Here is a 24,518-nt window from a genome sequence, read left to right on the forward strand (position 1 = left end):
TGCTTTTATTTTCCGAACGAATTGTCCGACCCAGCCGATAGTTTCTGTCGCATGCCCGGAAAACCGCACCGCACGGGCTGAAGAGAAACGCAAAAACTATTATGTTGGGGAAAGTCCATGGCGATTAATCCGAATACATCCGTAATGCCTCCCTTCCCGGGAGCGCCTGCACCGCAGGAGAACCTCAATGCCGGCAAGGGCCTGGCGATCACGGCGCTGGTGCTGGCGATCGTCTCGTTGCTGCTTTGCTGGGTTCCGTTCGTCAACAACCTCGTCTTCGGGCTGGGGTTCATTGCCCTGGGCTTCGCCATCGCGGCCACGGTCATTACCGTCAAGCGGAAGTCCAGATCCAAGGGCATGTCGATCGCGGCGCTCATTATTTCCGTCGTCTCGATCATCGGCGTGATCGTCTCGCAGATTTTCTACGCTTCAATCATCGACAGCGTTGCAAATTCCATTGAGGACGCCGCGGACGGCGTCGTTGCGGTCGACGACGGCGAGCAGGCCGAGGTGGCCGAGGCCACTACCTTGGCGCTGGGCGAGGGCGCTGCCATCGGCGACGAGTACAACGTCACGGTCAAGGCTGTGAACCTTGACGCGACCAAAGACATTCTGGCGGTGAACCAGTTTAACCAGGACCCGGAAGGACAGTACGTCCTCATTGATTTGGTGACCGAGTACGTCGGATCAGAGGAAGGCGATCCGTGGATCGACCTGTCGGTCAAGCTGGTCGGCGGCGATGCCCGCCAGTACGGCTCCAGCACTTGCATGGCCTCGCTCGAGAAAGAGGCGTTGACTGTGCCCACCCTCGAGAATGGTGGCGTCGGTGAGTACCAGCTGTGCCTGGACGTGCCGGCCGAAGCCGTCAAGGATGCGAAGCTGTTCGTGGAGCCCACCATCTCCTTCGACAACGACTCACGCGTCTACTGGGCCGTAAAGTAACTGCTTGGCCCACTCAGTCGGAACGCCGGTCCCGGTTAGCGCGGGACCGGCGTTCGGCATTGTCGGTGGAACCGCGAGGCGCTGCGAGAGAGTGAGCGCTCGCTAGTCCTCGACAAATCGTCTTCCCGGGACCGAAATGGTTCTAAGACGCCGGTGCAACGGCGGATGCCCTGCACGTTTGGACGCGGCTCAGCGTCGTCGGGCGATCACCACGGCGTCCTCCAGCAGGCCGCGTTCACCGTCCGGGCCCGTCGCCTCGCGGCTCCTGACTTCGGCGCAGCGGATCTCCCAGAGGGCGTCCTGCAGGTTCAGTGCGGCGAGCTCCTCGTCCGGCGTCGGGAAGAGGTGCCGGTGGCCGCCCGCGTGCCCGGCCCACGGGGGAGCAGCGGCGTGGGAGACCACCAGCAGGGTTCCGCCCGGCGCCACGGCCGACGCCGCCCGCTGCAGGATGTCCGCGCGGGGAAGGTGGATGGGGGAGGCCAGGAAGCATGCCGAGACCAGGTCGAATTCGCCGGCGGGGAAGTCCTCCGCCAGATCCACCTGCTGCCAGCTGACCTGTTCTTCGTCCAGGCCGCGGGACTCGGACAGCTCGCGGGCACGTTTTAAGGCGGTGGACGAAACGTCCACGCCGGTGACCCGCCAGCCGCACTCGGCCAACCACACCGAGTCGCCGCCCTCGCCGCAGCCCAGGTCCAGGGCGCGTCCCGGCGAGAGTTCGGGTGCCGTGTCCGCCAGGACCTGGTTGGCCGCTTTGCTCCAGATGCGCGGGCGCTCGCCGTAGCGGGCGTCCCAAAACGCGCGGGCGTCTGCCGCGTGGACGGGGGAGAAGTGACCGGTCATGATGCCTTCTTTTCTTCCGCCGCGGCGGAGGTTGGTACCGGTGACGCTGCGGCGGCGGCCGCGGCCAGGGTGAAGTCCTCGGTCACCAGATCTGCGTTGATCATCCCGCCGGCCATGGCGCCGGCGCCGATGCTGATCGGCACATTGGCTGCCGGTGCCGTGATATTTCCCACCGCCCAGATCCTAGGATGGCTGGTGCAGCCGGTTGGGTCGACCTTGAGGAAGCTGCCGAAGACCGAGTCCTCGCGCTCCAGTTCCAGTGCGGAGAGGTAGCCGTCCTGCGGGATCAGCGCGGCGGCGGTGAAGACCGCTTCCACGTCCACCACCTCCCCGCCCTCGACGCGGACTCCGGTCAGCACATCGTCGTTGACCACCAGCTCCGTCACCGGTCTCGGGTCGCTGATCACGTTCCGCGCCGCGAGCTGGGCGGAAATTGCGCTGTCCACCGGTCCGGCCAACGCGGTAAAGAAAACCAGGTCATCGCTCCACTGGCGGATCAGCTGCGCCTGGTGGATCCCCATCGGGGAGGTGGCCAGCACGGCCAGCCGCTTACCGCGGACCTCCCACCCGTGGCAGTACGGGCAGTGCAGCACATCCCGGCCCCAGCGCTGCGCCAGTCCGGGGATCTCCGGCAGATCGTCCCGCACACCTGATGCGGCGATCAGACGGCGGGCGGCGAGCCGGCCGCCGTCGTCCGTCTCCACCTCGAGTCCCGTCGCCGTCTCCACCACCCGCTTCACGACGGCGGTGCGCACCTCGACGCCGTAGCCCGCCACTTCCTGGCGGCCGCGGCTAAGAAATTCCAGCGGGTCGGCGCCCTCGTTGCCCAGCACCCCGTGCATGTGGCTGGCGAAGCGGTTGCGCGGGCTGCCGCCGTCCAGCACCAGGACCCGGCGCAGCGCCCGGCCTAGCATGAGGGCCGCGCTCAGCCCGGCCGCGCCGCCGCCGACGATAATGACATCCCATTCGTTGTTTTCCATGTTTCAAGGGTGTCCGAGTGGCTGCTAGTATTGCAACTATCTTTGCAGAAACAGCAAGTTGGACAGGGTGGACACATGAAGGACTCGGTGCTGGAACAGATCGGTCCGCGGCTGCGTGCCGCCCGAATTAAGCAAGACCGCACGCTGGAGGACCTGGCAACCCGCACCGGGATGTCCGTGTCCACGCTCTCGCGGCTGGAAAGCGGTAAGCGGCAGGCCAGCCTGGAGATCCTGCTGCCGCTCACCCGCGAATTGCGCATCACCATCGATGACCTGATTCCGGCAGAAGTGCCGGACCCGCGGATCAAGCCCACACAGTCCATGCGCCACGGCGTGCAGATTGTCCGCCTGTCCCCGCCCGGTTCGCCGACCCGCACGTTCAAGATGACCTACCCCGCGCGAAAAACCATGCCCGCCCAGCGGACGCACGACGGCTACGACTGGCTCTACGTTTTGTCCGGGCGGCTGCGGCTGATGCTGGGGGAGAAGGATCTGGTGCTGGAACCCGGCGAGGCCGCCGAATTCGACACCCGGGTGCCGCACAGCATGGGATCCGCCGACGGCAAACGCGTCGAAATCCTCAGCATTTTCGGTCCCGACGGCGAGCAGATGCATACTTACACACACGGCACAGAGGGGCAGGAATAATGGCTGAAACCTACGTCAAGATCTGCGGACTGCGGACCCCCGAAACGGTCGCGGCCGCCGTTGACGCCGGCGCAGACGCCATCGGCTTCGTCTTCGCGCCGGGTGGCCCGCGCACCGTCACTGCCGCGGCGGCCCGTGCGCTCGGCGAAGCCGTGCCGGCGGATGTCGAAACCGTCGGCGTGTTCCGCAACCAGCCCATCGGCGAGGTTATCGCCACCGCCCGTGCCGCGGCGGTGACCACCGTCCAGCTGCACGGTGACGAAACGCGCGGCGACGTCCGGCTGCTCGAGGACGCCGGGTTCCGCACGCTGCGCGCCTTCTCCGCCGACGCTTACAACACGCTTCCGGCGGATGACAAGGCGGACTGGGAAGCCGGGCGGATCCTGCTCGACGCAGTTGAGCCCGGTGCTGGGGTAACCTTCGACGCGAGCGCCATCCAGGCTCAACCGCCGCGCGGATTCTGGCTGCTGGCCGGAGGGCTGACCCCGTCGAACGTCGGCACGCTGATTGCCACGCTCCGGCCGCACGGCGTGGATGTTTCCAGCGGCGTTGAATCCAGCCGCGGTGTCAAGGACATCGGGCTGATCCGCGCTTTCGTGCACGCCGCCAAAATGCAGTGAGCCTCCGGCCCGTGCCTCAGCGCCGGGTCGACGTCCATCCCCTCATCCGGAGCATCTGTCCGGCGGCACGTCCACCGGGGCGCTTCTCGAATCGTCGAACAGCTCTTAGGTGAAGCCCCACAGACGGCCCCCAGCGGGTGCATCACCTGATGCGTGAGGTCCACCGAGAACCCGCCGGCCTGAAGCCTCCCGATCACTGAGCCCAGGTAGTCAAGGACTACCGGCGCCTTGCTGGCCCGCGACCCCAGCACCTGGTGGACCCACGGACGGTGCACTACGCCCCAGTTCCAGGGCCAATTTGCGCCTGCTGAGCGATTCGACGCCGGCTTTATCGGCGAGCACGACGGCGGCGCTCAGCACCCGCTCTCTGTTCAGCGGCGCCCGGCGCGCCCTCTTCCGCCTCTCGGACGATCCGAACCACCTCCACCGAGGACTGGCACCCTCTTGACAAGTGTACGTCGTACACCTATTTTGGGAATCACCAAGGTGTACGTCGTACACCTCACGACTCAAGGATCAAGTCATGATCACAGAAACCATCGGCGCGGCCACGGCCGGCAAGCGCGCTCGGACCGGCTGGCTGGTGCCCGCCGGCTTGATTTTCATCAGCATCATCCCGGTGATCTTCGGATCGCTCCGGCTGGCCGAGCTGGCGAGCGGCGCCGCGGTCACCCCGGCCAACGAGCGCTTCTTCGACTCGCCGGTCCCGGTGCTGATCCACATCCCCGCCGTGATTATCTACAGCCTGGTCGGGGCCTTCCAGTTCGTTCCCTCGCTCCGGCGCGGCAATCGCGGCAGCCGCAGTTGGCACCGGATTGCCGGCGTCATCCTCATCCCGGCCGGGCTGCTCTCGGCTCTTTCCGGACTGTGGATGGCGGTCTTCTACGATCTCCCGCCGGACGACGGCGTCATCCTGCTGGTCCTGCGGTTGGTCTTCGGCACGGCCATGGCGGCGAGCATCGTGCTGGGCGTCCTCGCGATCAAGCGCCGGGACTTCGTCAGCCATGGCGCCTGGATGGCCCGCGGCTACGCTATCGGCATCGCCGCCGGAACCCAGGCTTTGGTGTCCATCCCGTGGATGCTCTTGGTCGGCCCGACCAACGAACTGAGCCGGGCGGTGCTTCTCGGCGCGGCCTGGCTGCTCAACCTGGCCGTCGCCGAATACTTCATCCGCCGGCGCGTCCACCGGTCCACCCACTCGCGGCCTGTCCGGCAAGTCCACAGCACTCGCGGCCGGAGCTTCCCAATGAGGGCCGCGGTCTACCGGAAGTTCGGCCCACCCGAAGTGGTCAGCGTGGTCGAGGTCCCGAAGCCCTCGCACGGTCCACGGGATGTGCTCGTCAAAGTCCACGCGAGCACGGTGAGCGCCGCCGACTACCGTTCCCGGGGCCGCGACGTTCCCAAGGGGCTCGGACTGCTGGCAGCCAAAGGCCTCGGTCTCTTCCGGCCACGCAACAAAGTCCTCGGCATGGACATTGCGGGGGTCGTGGAGGATGTCGGCTCTGACGTGACAAAGTTTCAACCCGGTGATGAGGTGGTCGGGATGCTGGGCGCCAAGTTCGGCGGCCATGCCGAGTATGCGTGCCTGCCCGCGGACGGCCTGATCACCGTCAAACCCCGCAACCTGGGCTTCGAAGAAGCCGTAACCCTGGTCTTCGGCGGACTCACCGCGCGGAGCTTCCTCAACCGGGCCGACATTAGTCCGGGGGACACCGTCCTCATCAACGGAGCTTCCGGTGCTGTCGGAACTGCTGCCGTACAGCTCGCCAAACAACTCGGCGCTCACGTCACCGGCGTCAGTAGCGCAGCCAATTCCGAGCTCGTCGCCTCGCTCGGCGCAGACCGGGTCATCGACTACAACCAGATCGACTTCACCGCTGAGGGCAAAACGTACGACGTCATCATGGACTGTGTCGGCAACGCTCCCTTCGAACGCGTCGAACTATCCCTTAACCCAGGCGGATGCCTATTGCTGGTCATCGCCGACCTCAAAGCAATACTGAAGTCATCGAGCCGCACCCGGAAAAGCGGGAAACAAGTCGTCGTCACCAGCAAACCCTCCGTCGACGACCTCAGGTACCTCGTCTACCTCGCAGAATCCGGCCAGTACCGCCCAGTTGTCGACAGAACCTACAACCTCGACGACATCGCCCAAGCCCACCGATTCGCGGACACCGGCCGCAAAGCCGGCAACGTCGTCCTGCGAATTCCCCTGATGCAATAGAGAATTCACCCCTAAAAGGTGATCCTGCCGCGCTGAGCTGGCCGTAATAATCGGCACGTCCGTCGCCTGCAGCCAACGTAAGTCCTGGGAAAGGACGACCGTTGCCGGGCGATGGGCTATTGGCAACGTGGAAATGCCTGGTTTCACATTCAAACTGTGAAATCCTGGCCGTATAAGGGCGGTTAGCGAATAGGGAGTCGCATGAGCTTTGGTGTGGTAGCTGCTTCGGCATGGGCAGGAATTTCGAGCAGTCATGCGTGATGAAGTTGTGCAAGCGGACGGTCAGGACATTGAGCGACGTGTTCGCCTCGAGGCGATGCAGTGGCTGGCCGCGAGAACTAACGATGGTTCAGAATGGCTAACTCGCGAAGAAATATTGGATTTCAGATTCGACGGGGAGAGGTTCCGGCTCCAACCAACGCAAAACGGAATCCACAAACCTAAGGCCTTCCAAGCCGCCCTTTCGATTCAGACGGTTTATCGGCGTCCTGGTCAGAAGCGGCCGTACGAAGACGCCATGGGGGCCGATGGCGTACTGAGGTATAAGTGGCAGGGTACTGACTCACTCTTGGGATAACAGGTCGCTTCGTGTGGCTATGGAGAACAAGTTGCCCCTCCTGTGGTTCGTAGGTGTCGGTTTAGGTCCGGCCGTTTTCCAGGTCGTCTATCCCATCTATGTGCTGTGGGAAGAACCGAAGTTGCATCAGTTCGCGATTGCTCCCAATGTCGAGAATGCAGTCGTCAATGAGGAAAGCGTTATGGAGGAGGCCATCCGTCGATATGTCCGCGTGGAGACGAAGCGGCGCCTGCACCAACCAGTGTTCCGGTCGACCGTCCTACATGCCTATGAAACTCGTTGCGCCGTGTGCAATCTCGGGCACGGTGTTCTCCTCGATGCGGCACATATTGTGCCCGACTCCGACGAGCGTGGAGTCGCCTCGGTAGTCAACGGCCTTGCTCTTTGCAAGATTCACCATGCCGCTTTTGATGCTCATATTTTGGGAATTAGTCCAGACCTGACGGTTCATATTCGTCCGGATCTGCTGTCGGAAATTGATGGCCCGATGCTTCAACATGGGCTGAAGGAACGGCATGGGCAGAAGCTCATGAAAGTGCCAAAGCGATTGGCGGAACGTCCCCGGCGTGATTTGCTGGAGATTTCCTTCCACAAGTTTTTGGCAGCCTGAGTTCATGCTCCTTCTCGCCTGCAGGATTGCGACGGTCTAGGCCCCAATCGGGTGAAGTGTTCCGTCGGCGGCTTTAGGCCAGGCCCAGGCGAGTACGACTTCTCAGAGCACACGGGCCGGTGATAGACGAATCACAGTTCGAATGACGTTGGTGTCGCGCTGTTGCAAATACGCACGTCGTGCCATCAGGTGCGGGTCCAACAGGGCCAGGGTTGGAGTGCGCCGGCCGTTCAAAAAGGCCGGTGGCGGATCTGCAGGCGGACGGCTCTCAGACCTCGACAAACGAACTTATTTAGACCATCATGTATCTAAACTTTCTGATGATCAGTTGGGTTGTGGTTTTGGGCGAAGGTGAAGAGCCGATACGGCCGGAAATGCACGCCGCGTCAGTGATGATGCGGAGGGTGCTGGTGCTCAACGACATGGTCGAGTACCAGATGCGTCGCGTGATGGGAACGAACGAGACCGACTTCCAGGCGATGCAGCATCTGATGGCGAAGGGGCCCATGACGCCGTCGCAACTGGCGGATGCCCTGCACATCACCACGGCTGCGGCCACCACGGTGGTGGACCGTTTGGTGCGGGCGGACCACGCGCGCCGGGTGCCGCATCCGTTGGATCGCCGGAGCACCATGGTGGAGCCGACAGCCCATGCGGCCGACTTCGCGATGGCCAAACTAATGCCGATGATCCAGCAGACGGACCAGCTGGTCCGGGACATGCAGCCCGACCAGCAGGAGGCGGTGGTCGCCTACCTGGGCGGGGTCATCCAGGCGATGGAGCAGCACATTGTAGAACTGGCGGGGGAACAACCCGTCGTCTCCCAACTGACCGGGAAGGGCCCGACATGACCGTCAACGCCACCACGTGGAAGCCTGCCCCGCCGTCGTCGAACAATGGAAGCTGGACACGGTTCAGCTCGCTGGTCGAGGCGGAACTGCTGGACTTTGTGGACAGAAACCGCGCCCAGGCCGGCACGATCTCGCGGTCCTTCCCGCTGATGTGGGACCACATTGGGTCTGCGCTGATCGGCGGAAAGCGGCTGCGCCCCAGGATGGTGCATCTGGCCTACACCGCCTTTGATGCCGGGGAATTCGGACGCTGCGCCAAGATGGCGGCTGCGTTCGAGCTCCTCCACACCGCCTTGGTGGTTCACGACGATGCGATCGACCGCGACTTCGTCCGACGCGGGCAGCCCACTATCGGCGCCCACTACCGGGACCACGCCTCCGACCAAGGTCTGTCCACGGCGGATGCCGAGCACTTCGGACATTCGGCGTCGATCATCGCCGGCGACCTGCTGCTCGCCGGGGCGCTGCGGCTGGCCGGCCGGGCCGCCGCCGGCCTGCCGCAGGCCGAGGCATTGACCGACACCGTGCACGACGCCGTCTTCGCGTCCGCGGCCGGCGAACTGGAGGACGTGCTGTTGTCCGCCTCCACCCACCGGCCCGACCTGCAGGACGTTCTCGACATGGAGAGCCTGAAGACCGCCGGCTACTCCTTTGAGGCCCCGCTGAAGGCGGGGGCCTTGCTGGCTGGAGTCGATCCGGGCCAGGCCGAGGCGCTGGCAGCGATCGGCCGCCGCATCGGCGTCGCCTATCAAATCGTGGACGACGTGCTGGGAACTTTCGGCGAGCCCGGCACCACGGGCAAGTCGGCCGAGTCCGATCTGCGCGAGGGCAAGCGCACCGTGCTGACCGCCTTTGCCGCGGAGGCCGACGGGTTCGATGACCTGTTGGCCGCCTTCCGCAGGGGAGAAGCGGAAGCAGACCAGGTGCGGTCCGCGCTGATGGACTGCGGCGCCGATGCCCGCGCCCAGGACCTTGCCCGCAGCCTGGTGGATGACGCAATGCAGGAATCCCGCAAGCTACCGCTGCACTCCGCTGCCCGGGCCGACCTCGAAGCGGTCTGTCTGCACGTGCTGACCAGGGGGAACTAGAGCCATGGAACTGAACCCGTTGCTCCGCTATACCGACGCTGCAGGCCGCAGCGCCGGTGTGGTGATTTCCGCCTATTCCACCTCCTTCGGCCTGGCCTGCAGGCTGCTGGGCCCGGAAGGGCGCCGGGATATCGCCAACATCTATGCCTTAGTGCGGGTGGCCGACGAGGCGGTGGACGGCGCCGCTGCCGCGGCCGGCCTGGACGCCGTGGCCGTCCGGGACCAGTTGGACCGGCTGGAGCGGGAAACCGAAACCGCCATGCTCTCCGGTTACAGCACCAACATGGTGGTGCACGCGTTCGCTGGAACCGCCCGCCGGAGCGGCATCGGCACGGACCTGACCCGTCCGTTCTTCGCCTCCATGCGCGCCGACATCACGGTGGCCGAACATACCGACGATTCGCTGGAGGAGTACATCTACGGCTCTGCCGAGGTGGTGGGACTGATGTGCTTGCGGGTGTTCCAGTCGATGCCTGGGGCGGTTCCCGGCCACGACGAGGAGCTCGCCGCCGCCGCCCGCCGGCTGGGGGCGGCGTTCCAGAAGGTGAACTTCCTGCGCGACCTGGCGGCGGACAACGTGGAACTGGGCCGCAGCTATTTCCCGCGGGCGGACGCCGGCAGCTTCGACGAGGCGCTGAAGCTGAAGCTGGTGGCCGAGATCCGCGAGGATCTGGACGCGGCCCGGCAGGGCATTCCACTGCTCCCACCAGGTGCCTGCAGCGCCGTGGAACTGGCCCATGGCTTGTTCAACGCGCTGCTGAACCGCCTGGAGCGGATTCCCGCGGACGAGTTGCTGTCCCGCCGGGTCCGGGTGGGCACGCCGCAGAAGGCAGCGATCGCGTTGCGGGTCCTGGCCCGGCAGCGGCTGCGCGGAAGGAGCGCCGCCTGATGAGCCTGACCTCTTTCAAGCACCGGCTGGCCGCGCGCCGGGTGAAGATGGGGCCGGCCGCGCAGTCCCGCGGCTCCGTTGACAAGCCGGTGGTGGTGATCGGCGGCGGCATTTCCGGATTGGCGACGGCCGGATTGCTGGCCAAGGCCGGACACCGGGTCACCCTGCTGGAGCAGCGCTCCGGGCTGGGCGGCCGCTCCGGGCGGCACGAGCGCGACGGCTTCCGCTTCGACACCGGCCCGTCCTGGTATCTGATGCCGGAGGTGGTCGACCACTGGTTCAGGCTGATGGGCACCAGCGCTGCCGAGCAGCTGGACCTGGTGAGGCTGGACCCGGCCTACCGGACCTGGTTCGAGGGGCATCCGGAGGTGGCCGAAGTCCGCTCTGGCCGGGAGCACGCCGTAAGGCTGTTCGAACAGCTGCAGCCGGGCTCGGGGTCGCCGCTGCGCCGCTATCTGGACGAGGCCGCGGAGACCTACCGGCTGGCCAAGGACCACTTCCTGTACGACGACTTCGCCAGCTTCCGCGGGCTGGCGCACCCGCGGGTGTTGCGGCGGGCGCCGCGGCTGGCCAAGCTGCTGGGCTGGAGCTTGGACCGCTACGTCCGCGAGCGGTTCGCCGAGCCGCGGCAGCAGCAGGTGCTGGGCTATCCGGCGGTGTTCCTGGGCACCAGCCCGTTCCGCGCCCCGGCGATGTACCACCTGATGAGCCACCTGGACCTGGACGACGGCGTGTACTACCCGATGGGCGGATTCGCCGCACTGGTCGACGCGATGGAACGGCTGGCCCGAGAGGCCGGGGTGCGGATCGAAACCCGGGCCACTGTCCGCCGGATCATCACCGGGCCGGCCGGCGACAAGGCCCGTTGCGAGGCGGTGGTGTGGACCGATGCCGAGGGAGCCCAGCAGCGGACGCCGGCGCGCACGGTCGTCGCCGCCGCGGACCTGCACCACGTGGAGACCGAATTGCTGCCGGCGCAGCTGCGCAGCCACCCGGAGCCGGTGTGGCGGCGCCGCGACCCGGGGCCCAGCGCGGTGCTGGTCTGCCTGGGCGTGCGCGGCAAGCTGCCGGAGCTGGCGCACCACAACCTGCTGTTCACCCGGGACTGGAAGGACAACTTCGGCCGGATCCAGGCCGGCCGCGTGCTGGCGCAGGAAACCTCCATTTATGTGTGCAAGCCCAGCGCTACCGACGACGGCGTGGCACCGGCGGGGGACGAGAACCTGTTCATCCTGGTGCCCACGCCGGCGGCACCGGCCTGGGGATCCGGCGGCGACGACGGCGAAGGCTCGGCCATCGTCGAGTCCGTGGCCGACGCAGCCATCGACCAGCTGGCTGCCTGGGCCGGCATCGAGAACCTGCGCGGCCGGATTGAGGTCCGCCGCACCTTCGGGCCCGCGGACTTTGTGGACGGGTTCAACGCCTGGCGCGGCAGCGCACTGGGCGCCGCGCACACGCTTCGGCAAAGCGCGTTCCTGCGGCCGGGCAACCGCAGCGGCAAGGTGGAGGGGCTGCACTACGCGGGCAGCTCGGTGCGGCCGGGCATCGGCGTGCCGATGTGCCTGATCAGCGCCGAACTGGTGCTCAAGGCGGTGCAGGGGATTAAGGCGCCCGGTGCGCTGCCGGAGCCGGGCAGCTGCGCTGAGGATGGCAGTGCGGTGGCGCAAGCGCTGACCTACGACGCCGCGCCGGCCGCCGAGGCCGCGCTGGCCGGCGACGCGACGCAGCACAAGCAGCCGACCGCCGACACCGCGGGGAGCAGCGCATGATCTACCTTGCGATGCTGGTGGCGCTGCTGGGCTGCATGGCCCTGCTGGACGCCCGCTACAAACTGTTCTTCTTCGCCCGGCCGCTGGCGGCAACCATCACGATGGCCGCCGGGCTGGCGTACTTCCTGGCCTGGGACGTCTGGGCGATCTCGCTGGGCATCTTCCTGCACCGGGAGTCGCCGCTGATGACCGGCATCATGCTGGGCCCGCAGCTGCCGCTGGAGGAAGCCTTCTTTCTGGCCTTCCTCTGCTACCAGACCATGATCCTGTTCACCGGGCTGCTGGCATGGGGCCGGCACCGCCGCACCTCCCGCACGGACACGCAACAACTGTTGGAGCACGACGGCGGCCCGCGGGCAGGAGGTGCGGCATGAGTTTCCTGGAGCTGAACTGGATCTTCCTGGGCCTGGCGCTCGCCGCCGTGGTGGCGGCGGTGCTGGCCCGGCGGGTGCCCCGCGGAGCCGCGGCGGCGGCCGGCCTGACCATCGCCGCGTTGTGGGTGCTGACCGCGGTGTTCGACAACGTGATGATTGCCTCCGGACTGTTCGACTACGGCGGCCATGCGCTGGCCGGGCTGCGGATCGGACTGGCCCCGATCGAGGACTTCGCGTACCCGCTGGGCGCCGCGCTGTTGTTGCCCGCGGTCTGGCTGCTGCTCACCGGCGGCCCCCGCCGTCGTCGTTCTGACAAAGCTGGCAGGGGAGGGGAGCGCCGGTGATCCGCGAACTGGTGATCACGTCCCGGCCGGTGTCCTGGGTCAACACCGCCTACCCGTTCGCCGTCGCGTACCTGCTGGCCGCCGGCCGGATCGACTGGCTGCTGGTGGTGGGCACCATCTTCTTCCTGGTCCCGTACAACCTGGCCATGTATGGCATCAACGACGTGTTCGACTACGAATCCGACCTGCTCAACCCGCGCAAGGGCGGTGCCGAGGGCGCCGTGGTGGACCGCGCCCGGCACCGCGCCATCCTGCAGGCCTGCGCCATCGCCACCGTGCCGTTCGTGGTGGTGCTGGCCGTGGTGGGCAGCGTGGCGTCCAACCTGGTGCTGCTTCTCTCGCTGGCCGCGGTGTACGCGTACAGTGCGCCGGGGCTGCGCTTCAAGGAGCGGCCGTTCCTGGACTCGCTGACCTCGAGCACGCACTTTGTGTCGCCGGCGGTCTATGCGCTGGTGCTGGCCGGCGCGCAGTTCACGCCGGAACTGTGGGCGCTGCTGGCCGCCTACTTCCTCTGGGGCATGGCCAGCCATGCGTTCGGTGCGGTGCAGGACGTGGTCCCGGACCGCGAGGCCGGGCTGGGCTCGATCGCCACCGTCCTGGGCGCACGCCGCACGGTGCTGGCCTCCGCCGCTGCCTATGCCGCGGCGGGGCTGCTGATGCTGGCCACCGAGTGGCCCGGCCCGCTGGCGGCGCTGCTGGTGCTGCCGTATCTGGTCAACGTGCTGCGCTTCGCCCGGATTGACGACGCCGGATCGGCCGCAGCGAACGCGGGCTGGAAGCGCTTCCTCTGGCTGAACTATGTGGTGGGATTCCTGGTCACGATGCTGCTGATCTGGTACGCGGGGATCCGGTGAGCACGCCGGGCAGCCGGCTCGGTCCGGCGCAGGACCGGTGGTACGCGGCCGACGCCGGCCGGCTGCTCGGTGCGGTGCTGGTCGCTGCTTCCTGGCTGGTGGCGGGCTGGCCGGCGGCCGCCGCCATGTTGCTGGTCTGTGGCGGGCAGTGGCTGTTGCGCTGGTATCTGCTGGGCCGGCCGGTCGACGCCGTGGGCCAGTTGGTGCTGCTGGCGGCGGGCTGGTTCAGTGCGGTGGGGCTCTACCATCAGGTGTCCTGGCTGGATGCGGTGATGCACACGCTGGCCAGCTTGGTGGTGGCGCTGCTGGCGGCGGAGTTGCTGCGGGCGGAACTGCTTACGGCCGGGCGGACTCCGGCAGTTGGCGCGTCAGCCCCCGCTGGCGCGCCGGCACCCTCAGCCGGGTCCGGTAGTCACAGCGGCTGGACCGGCGTCGTGGTGCCGGCGGTGGTGCTGGTCTGTGTAACGGTGACGCTGGGCGTGGTGTGGGAACTGGGGGAGTGGCTGGGCCACACTTACATCACCCCGGAGATCGGCGTGGGCTACGACGACACCATCGGCGATCTGGCCGCCAACTTAATCGGGGCAGTGCTCGGGGCCGCCGTCGCCCTGAGTACCCGGCGCACGCCGCACGGTCCCGCGAACCGGCCAAGCGGCTTGAGGCACCATCACAGCGGGCACCGCCGCGGCACTGGGGTGCCCGCCGGTCTGGCCAGCGGCCATGGCGGTCAACGGTGAACGCGGCGCCGCGAGCTGACGCGACCCGGCCGGGCAGCCGGCCGTCTCTGTCCGTGGTGATTCCGGTGCTGGACGACGCCGCCGCGCTCGCCGAGTGCCTGGCACTGCTGGCACGGCAGGCACGGCCCGCCGATGAGGTGATTGTGGTGGACAATGGCTGCTCGGACGCCTCGGCCCAGGTGGCCCTCGACGCCGGTGCCCGCGTGGTCACCGAACCGCGGCGAGGGATCCCGGCCGCCGCGGCCGCGGGCTACGATGCCGCCGCCGGCGAGGTGCTTGTCCGGTGCGACGCCGATACCCGCCCGCCGGAGGACTGGCTGGCCCGGGTCAGTGCCGCTTTCGCCGACCCTGGCCTTGACGCGCTGACCGGTCCGGGCCGGTTCTACGACCTGCCCCGGCCGGTGGCCTGGCTGGCTTCCGCCGCGTATTCCTCCGGCTACCGTTTCGGCGCCGGTGCTGCGTTGGCGGGCACTCCGGTGTGGGGATCCAATTTCGCCATCCGCCGCACGGCCTGGCAGCGCTGTGCCGCAGGAATCCACCGGCACCACGCCGGAATCCACGACGACCTGGACCTCAGCTTCCAGCTGGCGCCCTGGGCGACAGTCCGGTTTGACCGGCGGCTGAGCGTCGGTGCGGCCGGCCGCATGTTCTCCGACGCCGGGGCCTTTGCCCGGCGCTTCCGCTGGGCCTTGGCCACGCTGAAGCTGAACTGGGCCGTGCAGTCCGCCGGACAGCGCTGGCTGGAACGGGTCACCGGTCGGCGGCCCGCTCTTCGGCGGACTTAGGTTTCTGAAGCCCTATTGCTGTCCGGGCGCGCGGTAGGACGGTGTCTTGCCTGCCGCGGCGTCGAGAACTTCGGGCGTCATCAGTGGCGTCAGGCGCAAATCCACCGCACCGCTGGCATTGATCATCAGGGACAGCGCGGCGGCGCTAGCCTCGTCCGGTATATCGAAGACACCAAGGACGTCGGTCTCCCCGAAGGCGTAGTAGATGCATTCCAGTGAGCCGCCTACCGATTCCAAGGCCCGGATCACAGCGTCCTTTCGCTTGGAACCGCCTTCCTGCATCAGGCCCTTGATTCCCTCGCCCACATACTTTCCCTGAAACAAGTACTTGGTCATGACAGCTTCCTGTTCTGATATTCCAGAACGCGGCCCCGGTCCGGACAGGCCGAACGCCCTGTGGGCAAAGGTTCCGGAGATTTTCCCGACTGGGCTGTGGGCGCGAGTATAGGCCTGCAGCAGAGACCCTGGCAACGTCCCGATGTGCCTCAGGTTCTTTGAGCGCGTAGCCCCGGCCCCGGGGCAGGCTTGCTGATGTGGAAGGCAAGATTCCTATGGCTGCGCCAGTAGCGCCTAGTACACCTCGCCGTCGCCCACGCCTGCCCTCACCAGCCCCACCTCGTAGGCGAGCACCGCGATCTGGACGCGATCGCGGAGGTTGAGCTTCGTCAGCAGTCGCGACACGTAGGACTTGATCGTCGCCTCGCTCAGGAACAGGCGCGCGGCGATCTCGGCGTTCGGCAGCCCGCGGGCGACCAACCTGGCGATCTCGGTTTCGCGTTCGGTCAGCGAGCGCACCGCGGAAGGCAGCTCCGCCTCCGTCGATTGGAGCGCGTGACGGTCGACGAGCCGCTGGATGACCGCGGGGGCGAGCATCGCCTCGCCGGCGGCGACGACGCGGACGCCCTGCACGAGCCCGTCGGGAGAGACGTGTTTCAGGAGGAACCCCGAAGCGCCGGCCAGGATCGAACCATAGACGTATTCGTCGAGGTCGAAGGTGGTCAGCGCCAGCACCTTGGGCGCTTGCGGGAGCGCGACGATGCGTCGCGTGGCCTCGACGCCGTCCATCCTCGGCATCCGGATGTCCATGACCACGACGTCGGGGCGGAGTTCCCGCGTCATGCTGACCGCCTCGACGCCGTCGGCGGCCTCACCCACGACCTCCAGCCCGGCCCGTTCGAGAATGAGCCGGAACCCGGAGCGGACGAGGTCCTGGTCGTCGGCGATCAGGACCCGCAGCGACGGCTGGGCGAGGTCAGGCATGGTGCACCGCCGTCAACGGGAGCAGCGCACTGACCCGGAATCCTTCGCCGGTTCGCCGAGCGGTGAGCTTCCCGCCGTACAGCGTGACGCGCTCCTGCATCCCGATCAGGCCGTGCCCCTGGCCACCACGCGGCGGTCTGCTGCGGCTCCCATTGTCGGTGACGTCGATCTCCACACCGTCGCGATTCGCCCGCACGGCCACGGACACCTGCGTCGCATCCGAATGCTTCCGGACGTTGGTGAGTGACTCTTGGACGATCCGGTAGACGGCGAGGCCCAGCCCCGCCGGAAGATCGTCGAGTTCGCCCTGCGTGTCGAGATCGATGCGCAGTCCGGGCTGCTCGGCGGTTTCGACGAGGCCTGCCAAGCCCTCGATGCCGGGCTGTGGGTCGAGCATCGTCTGCTCGTCGGGGTCCCGCAGCAAGGTGACGACCCGCTGCATCTCCTGGGTCGAAGCCGCCCCCGTCTCTCGTATGGTGCGCAGCGCGCGGCGGACGAAGGCGGGGTCGTCGTCGACGGCTTGCTCCGCAGCGCCCGCCTGCACCACGATGACGCTGACGGAGTGCGCCAGGACATCATGCAGTTCGCGCGCGATCCGGGTGCGTTCCGCAGCCACCGCGGCGGCGGTCTCCATCTGGGACTCGTGCTCGACGGCGCTGAGCCGCAGCGCCGCGCCCACGGCCCGCTCTTCGGAGACCCGCAAGCCCCAGCCCAAGGCGAACGCTAGGGTGCAGACGCTCCAATGGAAGATGAGCTCGTCGATGCCCTGCAGTGTTTCAATGAAGATGTCGCCGAAGAGCAGCACCGCTGCCGCTACTGCGGCGCCGATCCAAGGCACCCGGCCCTGCCCGTGCCTTGCCAACGAGTAGAGGGCGGTCGCGAACGGCACGACCTGCCCGAAGAACAGTGCGTGCATGTCACCGAGCGTCGCGATGCCGAGAACGAGCCATACAACGAACACCAAGATGCTCGCGGCGGGTCGCAGTCTGCGGAGAGCCAGGGCCGCGCCCGCGAGCACAACACCGATCGAGCTGCCGATCGCGGACCCATCGCCGAAGACGGATTCGAACGGCACCCAAAGTTCCGCGAGCCCCAGACTCACGATCAGGATCGCGGCCCCCGCGTCCTGGGCGCCCCACCACATTCGCCGCGTCATGGGCTCATGCTACTGCTGCGGGCGGACACGGGCGTCATCCTCCGGTTGATCGGGTATCGACCAGAGGATGACGGGAGCGGGTCCAGGGGCCGATGGCGGCGGGCACCAAAAGTCGTAGCTTCGAACACACCTCGGCGCGGACCCTCCGCGCAAACAACGGAAGGATCTGACCATGTCCAACAGTGCACGCTTCGACCGCCGCGCTACCATCGCGGCGCTGGTGCTCTATCCCGTCCTCGCCGGTTTGTGGATGATCACCCTCCACCTGCCCGCGGGCTCTACCCTGGTCACTGCCGGAGCGTTGGCGTTCCTGTGTGCCCAGATCTCCCTCGCGGTGTGGGCCATCGGCGCCTGGAAACTGTTGCGCTCACGCACCCCGGTGCTGGGAGGATTCGCCTCTGGGCTGCTGTTCATCAGCGCCTTCGGCCACGCGGTATCGGCGGGCGACATGATGGCCCGGCCCGACGCACTGGTCACCGATCCGCTGCCCGTGGGCCTGACCATCATCGCGCCCGCGACGATGGTGGGGCTCGTGCTGGGCACGATCCTGCTGGCAGTGGCTCTGTTCCGTGCAGGGTTCGGTGCCGGCTGGATCGCCGTCGTGCTGCTCGGCTGGGTCGCGGTGGAATTCTTCCTCGGTGGGCTCGGGGTCTGGGCAACGATCGCCTCTGCCGCGTTGCTGATGGTGGCATGCGTCGGCCTCGCGGTCGTCGTCGGCCGCAGCGACGTGCGGGACTGGACCACCGTCTCGGAGTGGACCGCTGCCGACGAGGCCGCGCCGGCCAGGGTCGGCCGCTGATTGCCTGCGTCAGCGGCCCGACTGGTTGGTGCCGCGCATCGGCGGTGCCGTCAGCAGGTCCTCGCGCCACAGGCGTTTCGCGTAGCCGCCGCGGTTCTCCGCCCGCACACTCGGGTAAGTATTCAGCGAGAAGCTCGCGAGCTCATCGGCGACGGCCAGTGGACTTGATGGGCACGACGATCGGGCCGGATACCAGTTCGTCAAGGAGGCCAGCCTGCTGCCAGGGCACCAGACGGCGCAACGGCGACTCAGAGGATCTGACGATTGGCTGGCACGGGAACTTACTCCGCTGCCGCCTCATCGCGCGTGCTGGCGGCGGCCCGCTTCCTGGCGGACTTGAGTTTCTGCTGTAGCGCGGCGTTGTCCTCCTCGAGGGCCAACACCCTGCCCACGCCGGCCAGGTTCACGCCGTCGTCCACCAGCTCGCCGATGCGGCGGAGCCGGTCCACGTCGTCCCGGCTGTACCGGCGCGTGCCGCCTTCGGTCCGCTCCGGTTCCACCAGTCCGCGCCGCTCATAGAGGCGCAAGGTCTGCTCGCCCACGCCCACCAGGTCGCTGACCACGGAGATGCCGTACACCCCTTGGTCGGCCCGCGGCTGCTTCTTTTCTGCGACCAAAATTCCTCCCACTTCAGACTTGAAAAACATTCTAGTCCGGAGTCATAATATCTGTGCCCGAAGGCATAGATTAGCTGATCGGGCGACAAGAGAATCAGACTGAAGGAGGCTGCTGCAATGTTGATGCGAACTGATCCGTTCCGTGAGCTGGACCGCTTGACCCAGCAGGTCTTCGGAAACCAGGCGCGGCCCGCTGCCATGCCGATGGACGCGTGGCGTGAGGGCGATGAATTCGTCGTCGAGCTGGATCTGCCCGGCGTCGATCCGTCCACCATTGACCTTGACGTGGAACGGAATGTCCTCACGATTGGCGCGGAGCGCAGGTCCAAGATCGACGACGGCAAGGACGTGGTGGCCGCCGAGCGGGCCACGGGGACGTTTAGCCGTCAGCTGGTCCTGGGCGACACACTGGATACGGAGAACGTCACGGCCAGCTACGAGGCCGGCGTTCTGGCCCTGCGGATCCCCATCCGTGAGCAGGCCAAGCCACGCAAGATCGAGATCAGCAGCGGTGACGGCAAGCAGATGATCGACGCCTGATCGATCAGGCCGGGCCGGCGGCTCCGTCCGACCGTGACGGAGCCGCCGGCTGGGCCGCATCTACTGTTTTGCTCCCACTGCGGCTTTTCACCGCGACTCTTCACCGGGCCTCCGCGCTGAGGCGCACCACTTTCACCCCTCTGCGTGGGCGGGAGGGAAGGCGAACGTGAACCAAACCGATCTCTATGCCGTGCTGCAGGTTGCCCCGGACGCCAGCAGCGAAGATATCCGCCGCGCCTACCGAGCGCTGCTGCGCAGCCACCATCCGGACCTGAACCCCCACAGCGGTGGACCGGCAGAACGCGACGCGGAGCATGACGCGGAAACGGGCGCGGAGGAACGGACGACGGCGGCGATCCTGCACGCGTACATGGTGTTGGGCGACGCCGGGCGACGCGCGGACTACGACCGGCACAGCTCCCGGCGCATCACGGCCCGGCAGAACAACGAGCCCGGAGAGTTCGGCGAGCCGGAGGCCGCGGAGCCGGAGGCCTCTGAGCCCGGGAAGCACGGGGCGGCCGAGCGCACCCGACCTTCGGCGCAGCGGCGTCCGCACCCCAGCCCTTCAGTTCCCTCCGGACCCACGGTCTACCTGGGGTTCGACGACCCCATCCCGCCGGACGCAGTCCGACTGGGCGAGCGGCCGCCGTCGTACTCAGGGGACTACCGCCGATGGATTGTTTTTGATCGTTGAAGGAGGATTAATGCCTGCTACCAGTTGGCGCCGCTACGACCATCACCTGTTTCCGGTGTTCCATGAGCGGTTCGAGGAGCGTTGGGGACCCGGAACCGCTCCGTTCCTTGACCCCAGTGTTTTCGAGGAAGGCCAGCCGCGGCCTCGGGCCCAGTGGATCAACGTGGACACCGGAGCGGCCGCGGCAGTGGTCCCGGTCTGGGAAGACGACACCGAACACCGGTCCTTCGCCGTCTTCTACCTGCCGCCGGCCGGCGGGATCTGGGTGCTGCGCCCGGGGTTCACCGAGTACACGGAGAGCGGAGGGGCCGACCAGTTGGCGCTGCGCAACGACTCGTTCAAGAAAGCCGTGGCCCACGCGGAGGAGTTCATCTTCGGCCCGGAAAGCGGCCGACGCTAGCCGGCGTCGCGGACCGGTCGCTGACCGAAGCGCTCGCTGCCAGCGACTCGGCGGTACTCTGGCGGGATGCGACCGCTTCGCTACTCCATCAACGTCACCTTGGACGGGTGCTGCGATCATCGGGCAATCCCCGCGGACGAAGACTTGCATCGTCACCACGCCGGGAACCTCGAGCAGGCCGACGCCCTACTCTTTGGCCGGGTGATCTACGAAATGATGGAGGCAGCGTGGCGGCCGCCGGCGGCGGCCGGAGCGAGGCCGGTCTGGATGGAGCCCTTCGCCCAGACGATCAACGCGGCGAAGAAGTACGTGGTCTCCAGCACCCTGGAGCAGGTCGATTGGAACGCAGAACTTGTCCGCGGGGATCTGGCCACGGCCGTTCGGCAGCTCAAGCAGGAGCCGGGCAAGGGACTGTTCGTCGGAGGCGTGAAGCTCCCACGGGCGCTGACGGAGCTGGGATTGATCGATGAGTACGAGTTCGTGGTGCATCCCAGGCTCGCGGGCCACGGCCCGACCTTGTTCGCCGGGCTCTCGAAGCATGTCGACTTAAAACTCGTCAGCCGGCTGGAGTTCGGCTCCGGGGCGGTGGCGATGCGGTACGAGCCGAGAAGGTAGTCACCCGGCCCGCTGCTGGCACAGTCTGCCGCCCCGGCGAGTCCCGATGTTACGGCTAAGAGTCAGACTGCTCGGCCGCGCTCGAGCGGTCAATCACGCGGCCGGTGCCGGCGATTTCGCGGGCGAGTTCGATGCCATTCCTGGCGGCCCGAATGGATGGAAAGGTCACGGACTCGGCCATGAGTTCTCCGTCCGGGTCCAGCATCCGCACGCGGAAACCGCCGTCGGGCGCATCAATTACTTCAAAATGGCCAGCCATATTTTTTGCGGCTCCTGTCAGCTGGGAGACGCCACGGCGCTGTGGCGTCCAAACAGTATGCCATCGGCAGCCTGCGGACGTCTTGGGGCTTGCCACACTTTGGCCGAGTGAGGAAAGTGGAACGTGCGCTGACCATCAACGTGGATCGGAGAACACCATGCAGATCGACAAGCAGCAGATCATCGACATCCTCAAACAGCAGGGCAACCAGGACCAGGCCGCCAAGGCTGATTCCGAACTGCCCGAGAAGGTGGACACGGAGAAGGACTCTGGGCTGTTGTCCAGCCTGGGCATCGACGTCGACGCCCTGCTCGGCAAACTCCCCGGCGGACTGGGGGAGAAGCTGGGCGGGCTGAAGGACAAGCTGGGAGGATTCGGATAAACATGACCACCGGAAACGACGAAGAGGCCCGCGATCCACAGGCTAACGAGGACGGGCAAGAGCAGCAGGATCCTCTACAGTCAGGTGCCGGTCCTGACTCCAAGGACGTAGACGGCGAAGCCGAGGCTAAGAACGCCAAGGAATCCGGCGGTTACGGCTACTGACCGGCGAAATACCCGGTTCCACACGCCCGGAGGCATCTCAGCCTCCGGGCGTTGCCGTGCCCATCACCATCGGGTTCACCGGTAGCCAAGCCGGCCCCACCGCGAACTCTTCCTGCACCCTCACGGTGAAGCCTGCCGCGGAGATGGCGGCTACGGTGTTCCGGTTGAGTTGGCAGCCCTGCGCCGCGAAGGACCACACGGGCCGCAGCATGTCCTGGAACGTGGCGTGAGTTCCGGTGCCGCGGACATGCTCCAGGAACAGCAGCCTTCCGTCCGGCTTGAGAACGCGCTTGGTTTCGGCGAGGGCTGCGGCCTGGCCGGGGACGCTGCAGAGCACCAGGGTGAAGACCACAGCGTCCACACTGGTGTCGTCGGCCGGCAGCACTTCGGCGCCCGCATCGACCACTCGGACGTTGCCGACAGAACCGACCTTGGCCTGCAGCCGCTTGCGCATGTTCGGATCGGGTTCCACCGCCGTCACCTGGCAGGACGGCGGGAAGTGCCGCAGGTTCGCTCCGGTGCCGGCACCGACGTCGTACACAATCCCGTTGAGGCCGGACAGCAGCGCCGCACGACGCGAGGCAAGTTCCTCATGCTCGGCCTGGCGCATGGCTGCGTCATACTGCGCCGCGAACAGTGTGCTTCTCAATCGCATGGGCGTGTTCCTGTCCTCGTTCGGGAAGGGCGACCTGCGCACCACGGTACCGCAGCGGGCAGAGGGGGCGGGATGATGATCGGGTGCCGTGGCCTGCGCCGGAGGGGGCGGGGCCTTATGGCACACCGACGGACAGGCTGCCGTCGCCAGCCACGCTGAACCGGGTGCCAAAACCGGCGCTGGCGTCGCTCAGGACGCGACGAAGCCACTCGCCGTCGTGCTTGCTGGCCCGTTCCAGGCGCATCCGCCGGGCCTGAACCGGCACCAGGTGCAGCTCGCGCAGTTCCCGGGATCCGGCGTCAAGGGTAGCGAAGTAGAGCAGCCGAAAGTCGTCTCGGAACTCCTTGTGGCCGCCGATGCCCTCGTAGTCGTTGATCAGGTCGCCGCAGCCGTAGAAAATGGGGCGGCCGCGGTAGATTTCGAGCGGGCGCGGATGATGGGATGAGTGCCCGTGCACCACATCGATCCCGCCGTCGACCAGCCAGCGGGCGAAGCGGACGTGGCCGCGGGGAACCTCATAGCCCCAGTTGGTGCCCCAGTGCAGCGAGGCCAACGCCAGATCGCCGTCCTGTTTGATCGCCTGGACGTGGCCGACGAACCGTGCGGCGGTGTCCCGGGACAGGTCCGGCAGCAAGGCCAGCCCGGGAAGGTCGGGGCCCGCGGCGTTCGCGGCGAAATGCCGCTGGAGGCCAGCCCGGCGGAGAACACCAGCACGCGCCCGTGGGTTGTTTCCACCTGCGCGGGCTCCCAGGCCTGCGCGGCATCGCGGCCGGCGCCGGCCGTGCGGAGGCCGGCGGCGTGCAACACGTCGACGGTCTCGGTCAGGCCGGCAACGCCGAAGTCCAGCACGTGGTTGTTCGCCAGCGCGCAGACGTCCAGTCCGGCGGCGGTGAGGCAGCCGATGTTGTCAGGATGCATGCGGTAGTGGATGCCCTTGTCCGGGGCGAACGAGCCGTCGGCGGTAACACTGGTCTCGAGGTTGACCACGCGCACGTCCGGGCCGGCCCCGCCGATGACCGCCAGGGCATCGCCCCACGGCCAGGCCGGGTCCGCCGGCCGCGGGATGGGGCCGTTCACTGTTTCGGCCAGGGCCACGTAGTCGCGGGCGTCGCGGATGTAGCCTTCGCGCAGCTTGGCGGCGCCGGGGTGCGGCAGGATCTGGTCCACGCCGCGGCCGGTCATCACGTCGCCGGCCAGGAACAGGGTGATCGTGCTGGAAGCCATCGCTGCCACTCGATTCTGACGGCTGGCTCAACTGTAGCCCCCTGACGCACGAATCCGAGGTAGCGAGCCAACTGCTGTTCACCTGATCCGCTGGTCCTGAGGCAGTGCGCCCCTGGCCTCCTGCTCGTCGATCAGGCCTTCGGCCAGCAGCCAGGTGATGGCATGGTGGCGCATCCGCTGGTCGTGGAAATCGGACCAGGCTCGCCCAATCTCAGCGTCGCCGCGCACGGCGTCTTTGAAGCGGCGGAAGGGGCGGTCCCGCTCGATGACGCGGAGCAGCGTGGCACGGGCGTGTTCGTCCTCCAGTGTGGCGATGAAATCCTCCATGTCCCGGTAACCGCGGTGCGAATCCGCAGCCGCAACCTGCACCGCACCGCGTTCCTCGAGCTCCTCGGGGGATAGGCCGCCGTCGACTGCTGCACCGCGCAGCTCGATCTGGCCGGTGGCAGGATCCAGCCACCACTGGAGATCCCAGGAATCAGCACTTTCCATCGCGGAGGTCAGCATGTCCAGGTCAATGTCCTTCAAGCTGAGCATGGCCGCAGAGTACCGGACCCCGCGGGCCTGCCGCCAGAGCTTGAGCACGCCGAATGACATCTTCCTTCCGCGCCGGAACCAGTC

The 24,518-nt window shown here is 67.1% G+C and carries 32 protein-coding genes and 1 pseudogene; 21 read left to right on the forward strand and 12 right to left on the reverse strand.

What is annotated here, in order from left to right; translation table 11 throughout:
• The first annotated feature begins 144 nt into the window (after positions 1–144).
• Entirely contained in the window at positions 145–942 is a 798-nt protein-coding gene (locus tag AB0N75_RS05555; protein WP_364646317.1) for a DUF4190 domain-containing protein, read from the forward strand.
• 189 nt (positions 943–1,131) lie between these two features.
• Here the strand turns inward: AB0N75_RS05555 and AB0N75_RS05560 are convergent, their stop codons facing one another.
• Both AB0N75_RS05560 and AB0N75_RS05565 read right to left on the reverse strand, forming a co-directional pair.
• Positions 1,132–1,782 carry a class I SAM-dependent methyltransferase gene (locus tag AB0N75_RS05560; protein ID WP_364646319.1) on the reverse strand — a complete coding sequence of 217 codons (651 nt, stop codon included), beginning with the start codon at positions 1,780–1,782 and terminating at the stop codon, positions 1,132–1,134.
• Positions 1,779–2,762, reverse strand: coding sequence for an NAD(P)/FAD-dependent oxidoreductase (locus AB0N75_RS05565; RefSeq protein WP_364646322.1), 984 nt, complete (start codon positions 2,760–2,762; stop codon positions 1,779–1,781). The genes AB0N75_RS05560 and AB0N75_RS05565 overlap by 4 nt, the downstream gene beginning before the upstream one ends.
• A 75-nt stretch (positions 2,763–2,837) precedes the next feature.
• Between AB0N75_RS05565 and AB0N75_RS05570 the strand changes: the two genes are divergently transcribed.
• The 13 genes from AB0N75_RS05570 (at position 2,838) to AB0N75_RS05630 (ending at position 15,132) form a co-directional block, all read left to right on the forward strand.
• A complete protein-coding gene (locus tag AB0N75_RS05570) occupies positions 2,838–3,410 on the forward strand; it encodes an XRE family transcriptional regulator (RefSeq protein WP_364646324.1) in 573 nt (190 codons plus the stop codon).
• Complete coding sequence (locus AB0N75_RS05575; protein WP_364646327.1) at positions 3,410–4,030, forward strand: phosphoribosylanthranilate isomerase; 621 nt, start codon at positions 3,410–3,412, stop codon at positions 4,028–4,030. Before AB0N75_RS05570 ends, AB0N75_RS05575 begins: the two co-directional genes overlap by 1 nt.
• A gap of 523 nt (positions 4,031–4,553) precedes the next feature.
• The gene (locus AB0N75_RS05580) at positions 4,554–6,254 is read left to right on the forward strand and encodes a DUF2306 domain-containing protein (RefSeq protein WP_364646330.1); all 1,701 of its coding nucleotides are present in this window, start codon (positions 4,554–4,556) and stop codon (positions 6,252–6,254) included.
• A 596-nt stretch (positions 6,255–6,850) separates the two neighbouring features.
• Positions 6,851–7,441 carry an HNH endonuclease gene (locus tag AB0N75_RS05585; RefSeq protein ID WP_364646333.1) on the forward strand — a complete coding sequence of 197 codons (591 nt, stop codon included), beginning with the start codon at positions 6,851–6,853 and terminating at the stop codon, positions 7,439–7,441.
• Between the two features lie 302 nt (positions 7,442–7,743).
• Entirely contained in the window at positions 7,744–8,292 is a 549-nt protein-coding gene (locus tag AB0N75_RS05590) for a MarR family transcriptional regulator (RefSeq protein WP_364646336.1), read from the forward strand.
• On the forward strand, positions 8,289–9,380 hold the full coding sequence (locus AB0N75_RS05595) for a polyprenyl synthetase family protein (protein ID WP_364646339.1): 1,092 nt from the start codon (positions 8,289–8,291) through the stop codon (positions 9,378–9,380). Before AB0N75_RS05590 ends, AB0N75_RS05595 begins: the two co-directional genes overlap by 4 nt.
• Before the next feature lie 4 nt (positions 9,381–9,384).
• Positions 9,385–10,269: a squalene/phytoene synthase family protein gene (locus AB0N75_RS05600; protein ID WP_364646342.1), complete on the forward strand. Its 885-nt coding sequence runs from the start codon at positions 9,385–9,387 to the stop codon at positions 10,267–10,269.
• A gap of 47 nt (positions 10,270–10,316) precedes the next feature.
• Entirely contained in the window at positions 10,317–12,038 is a 1,722-nt protein-coding gene (crtI, locus tag AB0N75_RS05605) for a phytoene desaturase family protein (protein ID WP_364647024.1), read from the forward strand.
• Entirely contained in the window at positions 12,035–12,412 is a 378-nt protein-coding gene (locus AB0N75_RS05610; protein WP_364646345.1) for a lycopene cyclase domain-containing protein, read from the forward strand. The genes crtI and AB0N75_RS05610 overlap by 4 nt, the downstream gene beginning before the upstream one ends.
• Positions 12,409–12,756: a lycopene cyclase domain-containing protein gene (locus AB0N75_RS05615; RefSeq protein WP_364646348.1), complete on the forward strand. Its 348-nt coding sequence runs from the start codon at positions 12,409–12,411 to the stop codon at positions 12,754–12,756. The genes AB0N75_RS05610 and AB0N75_RS05615 overlap by 4 nt, the downstream gene beginning before the upstream one ends.
• Positions 12,753–13,610, forward strand: a complete 858-nt coding sequence (locus AB0N75_RS05620; RefSeq protein ID WP_364646351.1) for a prenyltransferase — start codon at positions 12,753–12,755, stop codon at positions 13,608–13,610. Before AB0N75_RS05615 ends, AB0N75_RS05620 begins: the two co-directional genes overlap by 4 nt.
• Positions 13,607–14,347: a hypothetical protein gene (locus tag AB0N75_RS05625; protein WP_364646354.1), complete on the forward strand. Its 741-nt coding sequence runs from the start codon at positions 13,607–13,609 to the stop codon at positions 14,345–14,347. The genes AB0N75_RS05620 and AB0N75_RS05625 overlap by 4 nt, the downstream gene beginning before the upstream one ends.
• A gap of 53 nt (positions 14,348–14,400) precedes the next feature.
• Positions 14,401–15,132, forward strand: a complete 732-nt coding sequence (locus AB0N75_RS05630) for a glycosyltransferase family 2 protein (RefSeq protein ID WP_364646357.1) — start codon at positions 14,401–14,403, stop codon at positions 15,130–15,132.
• Positions 15,133–15,144: 12 nt separating this feature from the next.
• Here the strand turns inward: AB0N75_RS05630 and AB0N75_RS05635 are convergent, their stop codons facing one another.
• From AB0N75_RS05635 to AB0N75_RS05645, 3 genes are all read right to left on the reverse strand, one after another.
• Complete coding sequence (locus AB0N75_RS05635; RefSeq protein WP_364646360.1) at positions 15,145–15,468, reverse strand: GYD domain-containing protein; 324 nt, start codon at positions 15,466–15,468, stop codon at positions 15,145–15,147.
• A gap of 234 nt (positions 15,469–15,702) precedes the next feature.
• Entirely contained in the window at positions 15,703–16,392 is a 690-nt protein-coding gene (locus tag AB0N75_RS05640) for a response regulator transcription factor (protein ID WP_364646363.1), read from the reverse strand.
• On the reverse strand, positions 16,385–17,548 hold the full coding sequence (locus tag AB0N75_RS05645; RefSeq protein ID WP_364646366.1) for a sensor histidine kinase: 1,164 nt from the start codon (positions 17,546–17,548) through the stop codon (positions 16,385–16,387). The genes AB0N75_RS05640 and AB0N75_RS05645 overlap by 8 nt, the downstream gene beginning before the upstream one ends.
• A 172-nt stretch (positions 17,549–17,720) precedes the next feature.
• On the opposite strand from AB0N75_RS05645, the gene AB0N75_RS05650 reads away from it, so the two are divergent.
• Complete coding sequence (locus AB0N75_RS05650; protein WP_364646368.1) at positions 17,721–18,347, forward strand: hypothetical protein; 627 nt, start codon at positions 17,721–17,723, stop codon at positions 18,345–18,347.
• A gap of 9 nt (positions 18,348–18,356) precedes the next feature.
• Here the strand turns inward: AB0N75_RS05650 and AB0N75_RS05655 are convergent, their stop codons facing one another.
• Together AB0N75_RS05655 and AB0N75_RS05660 are read right to left on the reverse strand one after the other, a co-directional pair.
• The gene (locus AB0N75_RS05655) at positions 18,357–18,551 is read right to left on the reverse strand and encodes an ATP-dependent helicase C-terminal domain-containing protein (protein WP_364646371.1); all 195 of its coding nucleotides are present in this window, start codon (positions 18,549–18,551) and stop codon (positions 18,357–18,359) included.
• A 77-nt stretch (positions 18,552–18,628) separates the two neighbouring features.
• On the reverse strand, positions 18,629–18,964 hold the full coding sequence (locus tag AB0N75_RS05660; RefSeq protein WP_364646374.1) for a MerR family transcriptional regulator: 336 nt from the start codon (positions 18,962–18,964) through the stop codon (positions 18,629–18,631).
• A gap of 117 nt (positions 18,965–19,081) precedes the next feature.
• Here AB0N75_RS05660 and AB0N75_RS05665 point away from each other — a divergent pair, with 117 nt between their 5' ends.
• The 4 genes from AB0N75_RS05665 to AB0N75_RS05680 all read left to right on the forward strand — a co-directional run bounded on the left by AB0N75_RS05665 (position 19,082) and on the right by AB0N75_RS05680 (position 21,213).
• Positions 19,082–19,504: an Hsp20/alpha crystallin family protein gene (locus AB0N75_RS05665; protein WP_364646377.1), complete on the forward strand. Its 423-nt coding sequence runs from the start codon at positions 19,082–19,084 to the stop codon at positions 19,502–19,504.
• Between the two features lie 166 nt (positions 19,505–19,670).
• Complete coding sequence (locus AB0N75_RS05670) at positions 19,671–20,198, forward strand: DnaJ domain-containing protein (protein WP_364646380.1); 528 nt, start codon at positions 19,671–19,673, stop codon at positions 20,196–20,198.
• Between the two features lie 10 nt (positions 20,199–20,208).
• On the forward strand, positions 20,209–20,598 hold the full coding sequence (locus AB0N75_RS05675; RefSeq protein ID WP_364646383.1) for a hypothetical protein: 390 nt from the start codon (positions 20,209–20,211) through the stop codon (positions 20,596–20,598).
• 66 nt (positions 20,599–20,664) lie between these two features.
• Positions 20,665–21,213, forward strand: coding sequence for a dihydrofolate reductase family protein (locus AB0N75_RS05680; protein ID WP_364646386.1), 549 nt, complete (start codon positions 20,665–20,667; stop codon positions 21,211–21,213).
• Positions 21,214–21,268: 55 nt separating this feature from the next.
• Here AB0N75_RS05680 and AB0N75_RS05685 read toward each other — a convergent pair whose 3' ends face one another.
• Positions 21,269–21,472, reverse strand: a complete 204-nt coding sequence (locus AB0N75_RS05685) for a DUF1508 domain-containing protein (RefSeq protein WP_364646389.1) — start codon at positions 21,470–21,472, stop codon at positions 21,269–21,271.
• A gap of 157 nt (positions 21,473–21,629) precedes the next feature.
• Here AB0N75_RS05685 and AB0N75_RS05690 point away from each other — a divergent pair, with 157 nt between their 5' ends.
• Both AB0N75_RS05690 and AB0N75_RS05695 read left to right on the forward strand, forming a co-directional pair.
• Positions 21,630–21,854, forward strand: a complete 225-nt coding sequence (locus tag AB0N75_RS05690; RefSeq protein ID WP_364646392.1) for a hypothetical protein — start codon at positions 21,630–21,632, stop codon at positions 21,852–21,854.
• A gap of 2 nt (positions 21,855–21,856) precedes the next feature.
• Positions 21,857–22,018: a hypothetical protein gene (locus tag AB0N75_RS05695; RefSeq protein WP_364646394.1), complete on the forward strand. Its 162-nt coding sequence runs from the start codon at positions 21,857–21,859 to the stop codon at positions 22,016–22,018.
• Between the two features lie 37 nt (positions 22,019–22,055).
• On the opposite strand, the gene AB0N75_RS05700 is transcribed toward AB0N75_RS05695, so the two are convergent.
• The 4 genes and pseudogenes from AB0N75_RS05700 to AB0N75_RS05715 all read right to left on the reverse strand — a co-directional run bounded on the left by AB0N75_RS05700 (position 22,056) and on the right by AB0N75_RS05715 (position 24,494).
• Positions 22,056–22,673: a class I SAM-dependent methyltransferase gene (locus tag AB0N75_RS05700; protein WP_364646397.1), complete on the reverse strand. Its 618-nt coding sequence runs from the start codon at positions 22,671–22,673 to the stop codon at positions 22,056–22,058.
• Positions 22,674–22,788: 115 nt separating this feature from the next.
• A complete protein-coding gene (locus tag AB0N75_RS05705; protein ID WP_364646400.1) occupies positions 22,789–23,307 on the reverse strand; it encodes a CapA family protein in 519 nt (172 codons plus the stop codon).
• 71 nt (positions 23,308–23,378) lie between these two features.
• Positions 23,379–23,897: pseudogene (locus tag AB0N75_RS05710) on the reverse strand (CapA family protein); the annotation flags it as partial.
• Positions 23,898–23,975: 78 nt separating this feature from the next.
• The gene (locus AB0N75_RS05715) at positions 23,976–24,494 is read right to left on the reverse strand and encodes a UPF0158 family protein (RefSeq protein ID WP_364646403.1); all 519 of its coding nucleotides are present in this window, start codon (positions 24,492–24,494) and stop codon (positions 23,976–23,978) included.
• Positions 24,495–24,518: the final 24 nt, after the last annotated feature.

The sequence above is a fragment of the Arthrobacter sp. NPDC089319 genome (genome assembly GCF_040684925.1).
GTDB lineage: Bacteria > Actinomycetota > Actinomycetes > Actinomycetales > Micrococcaceae > Crystallibacter.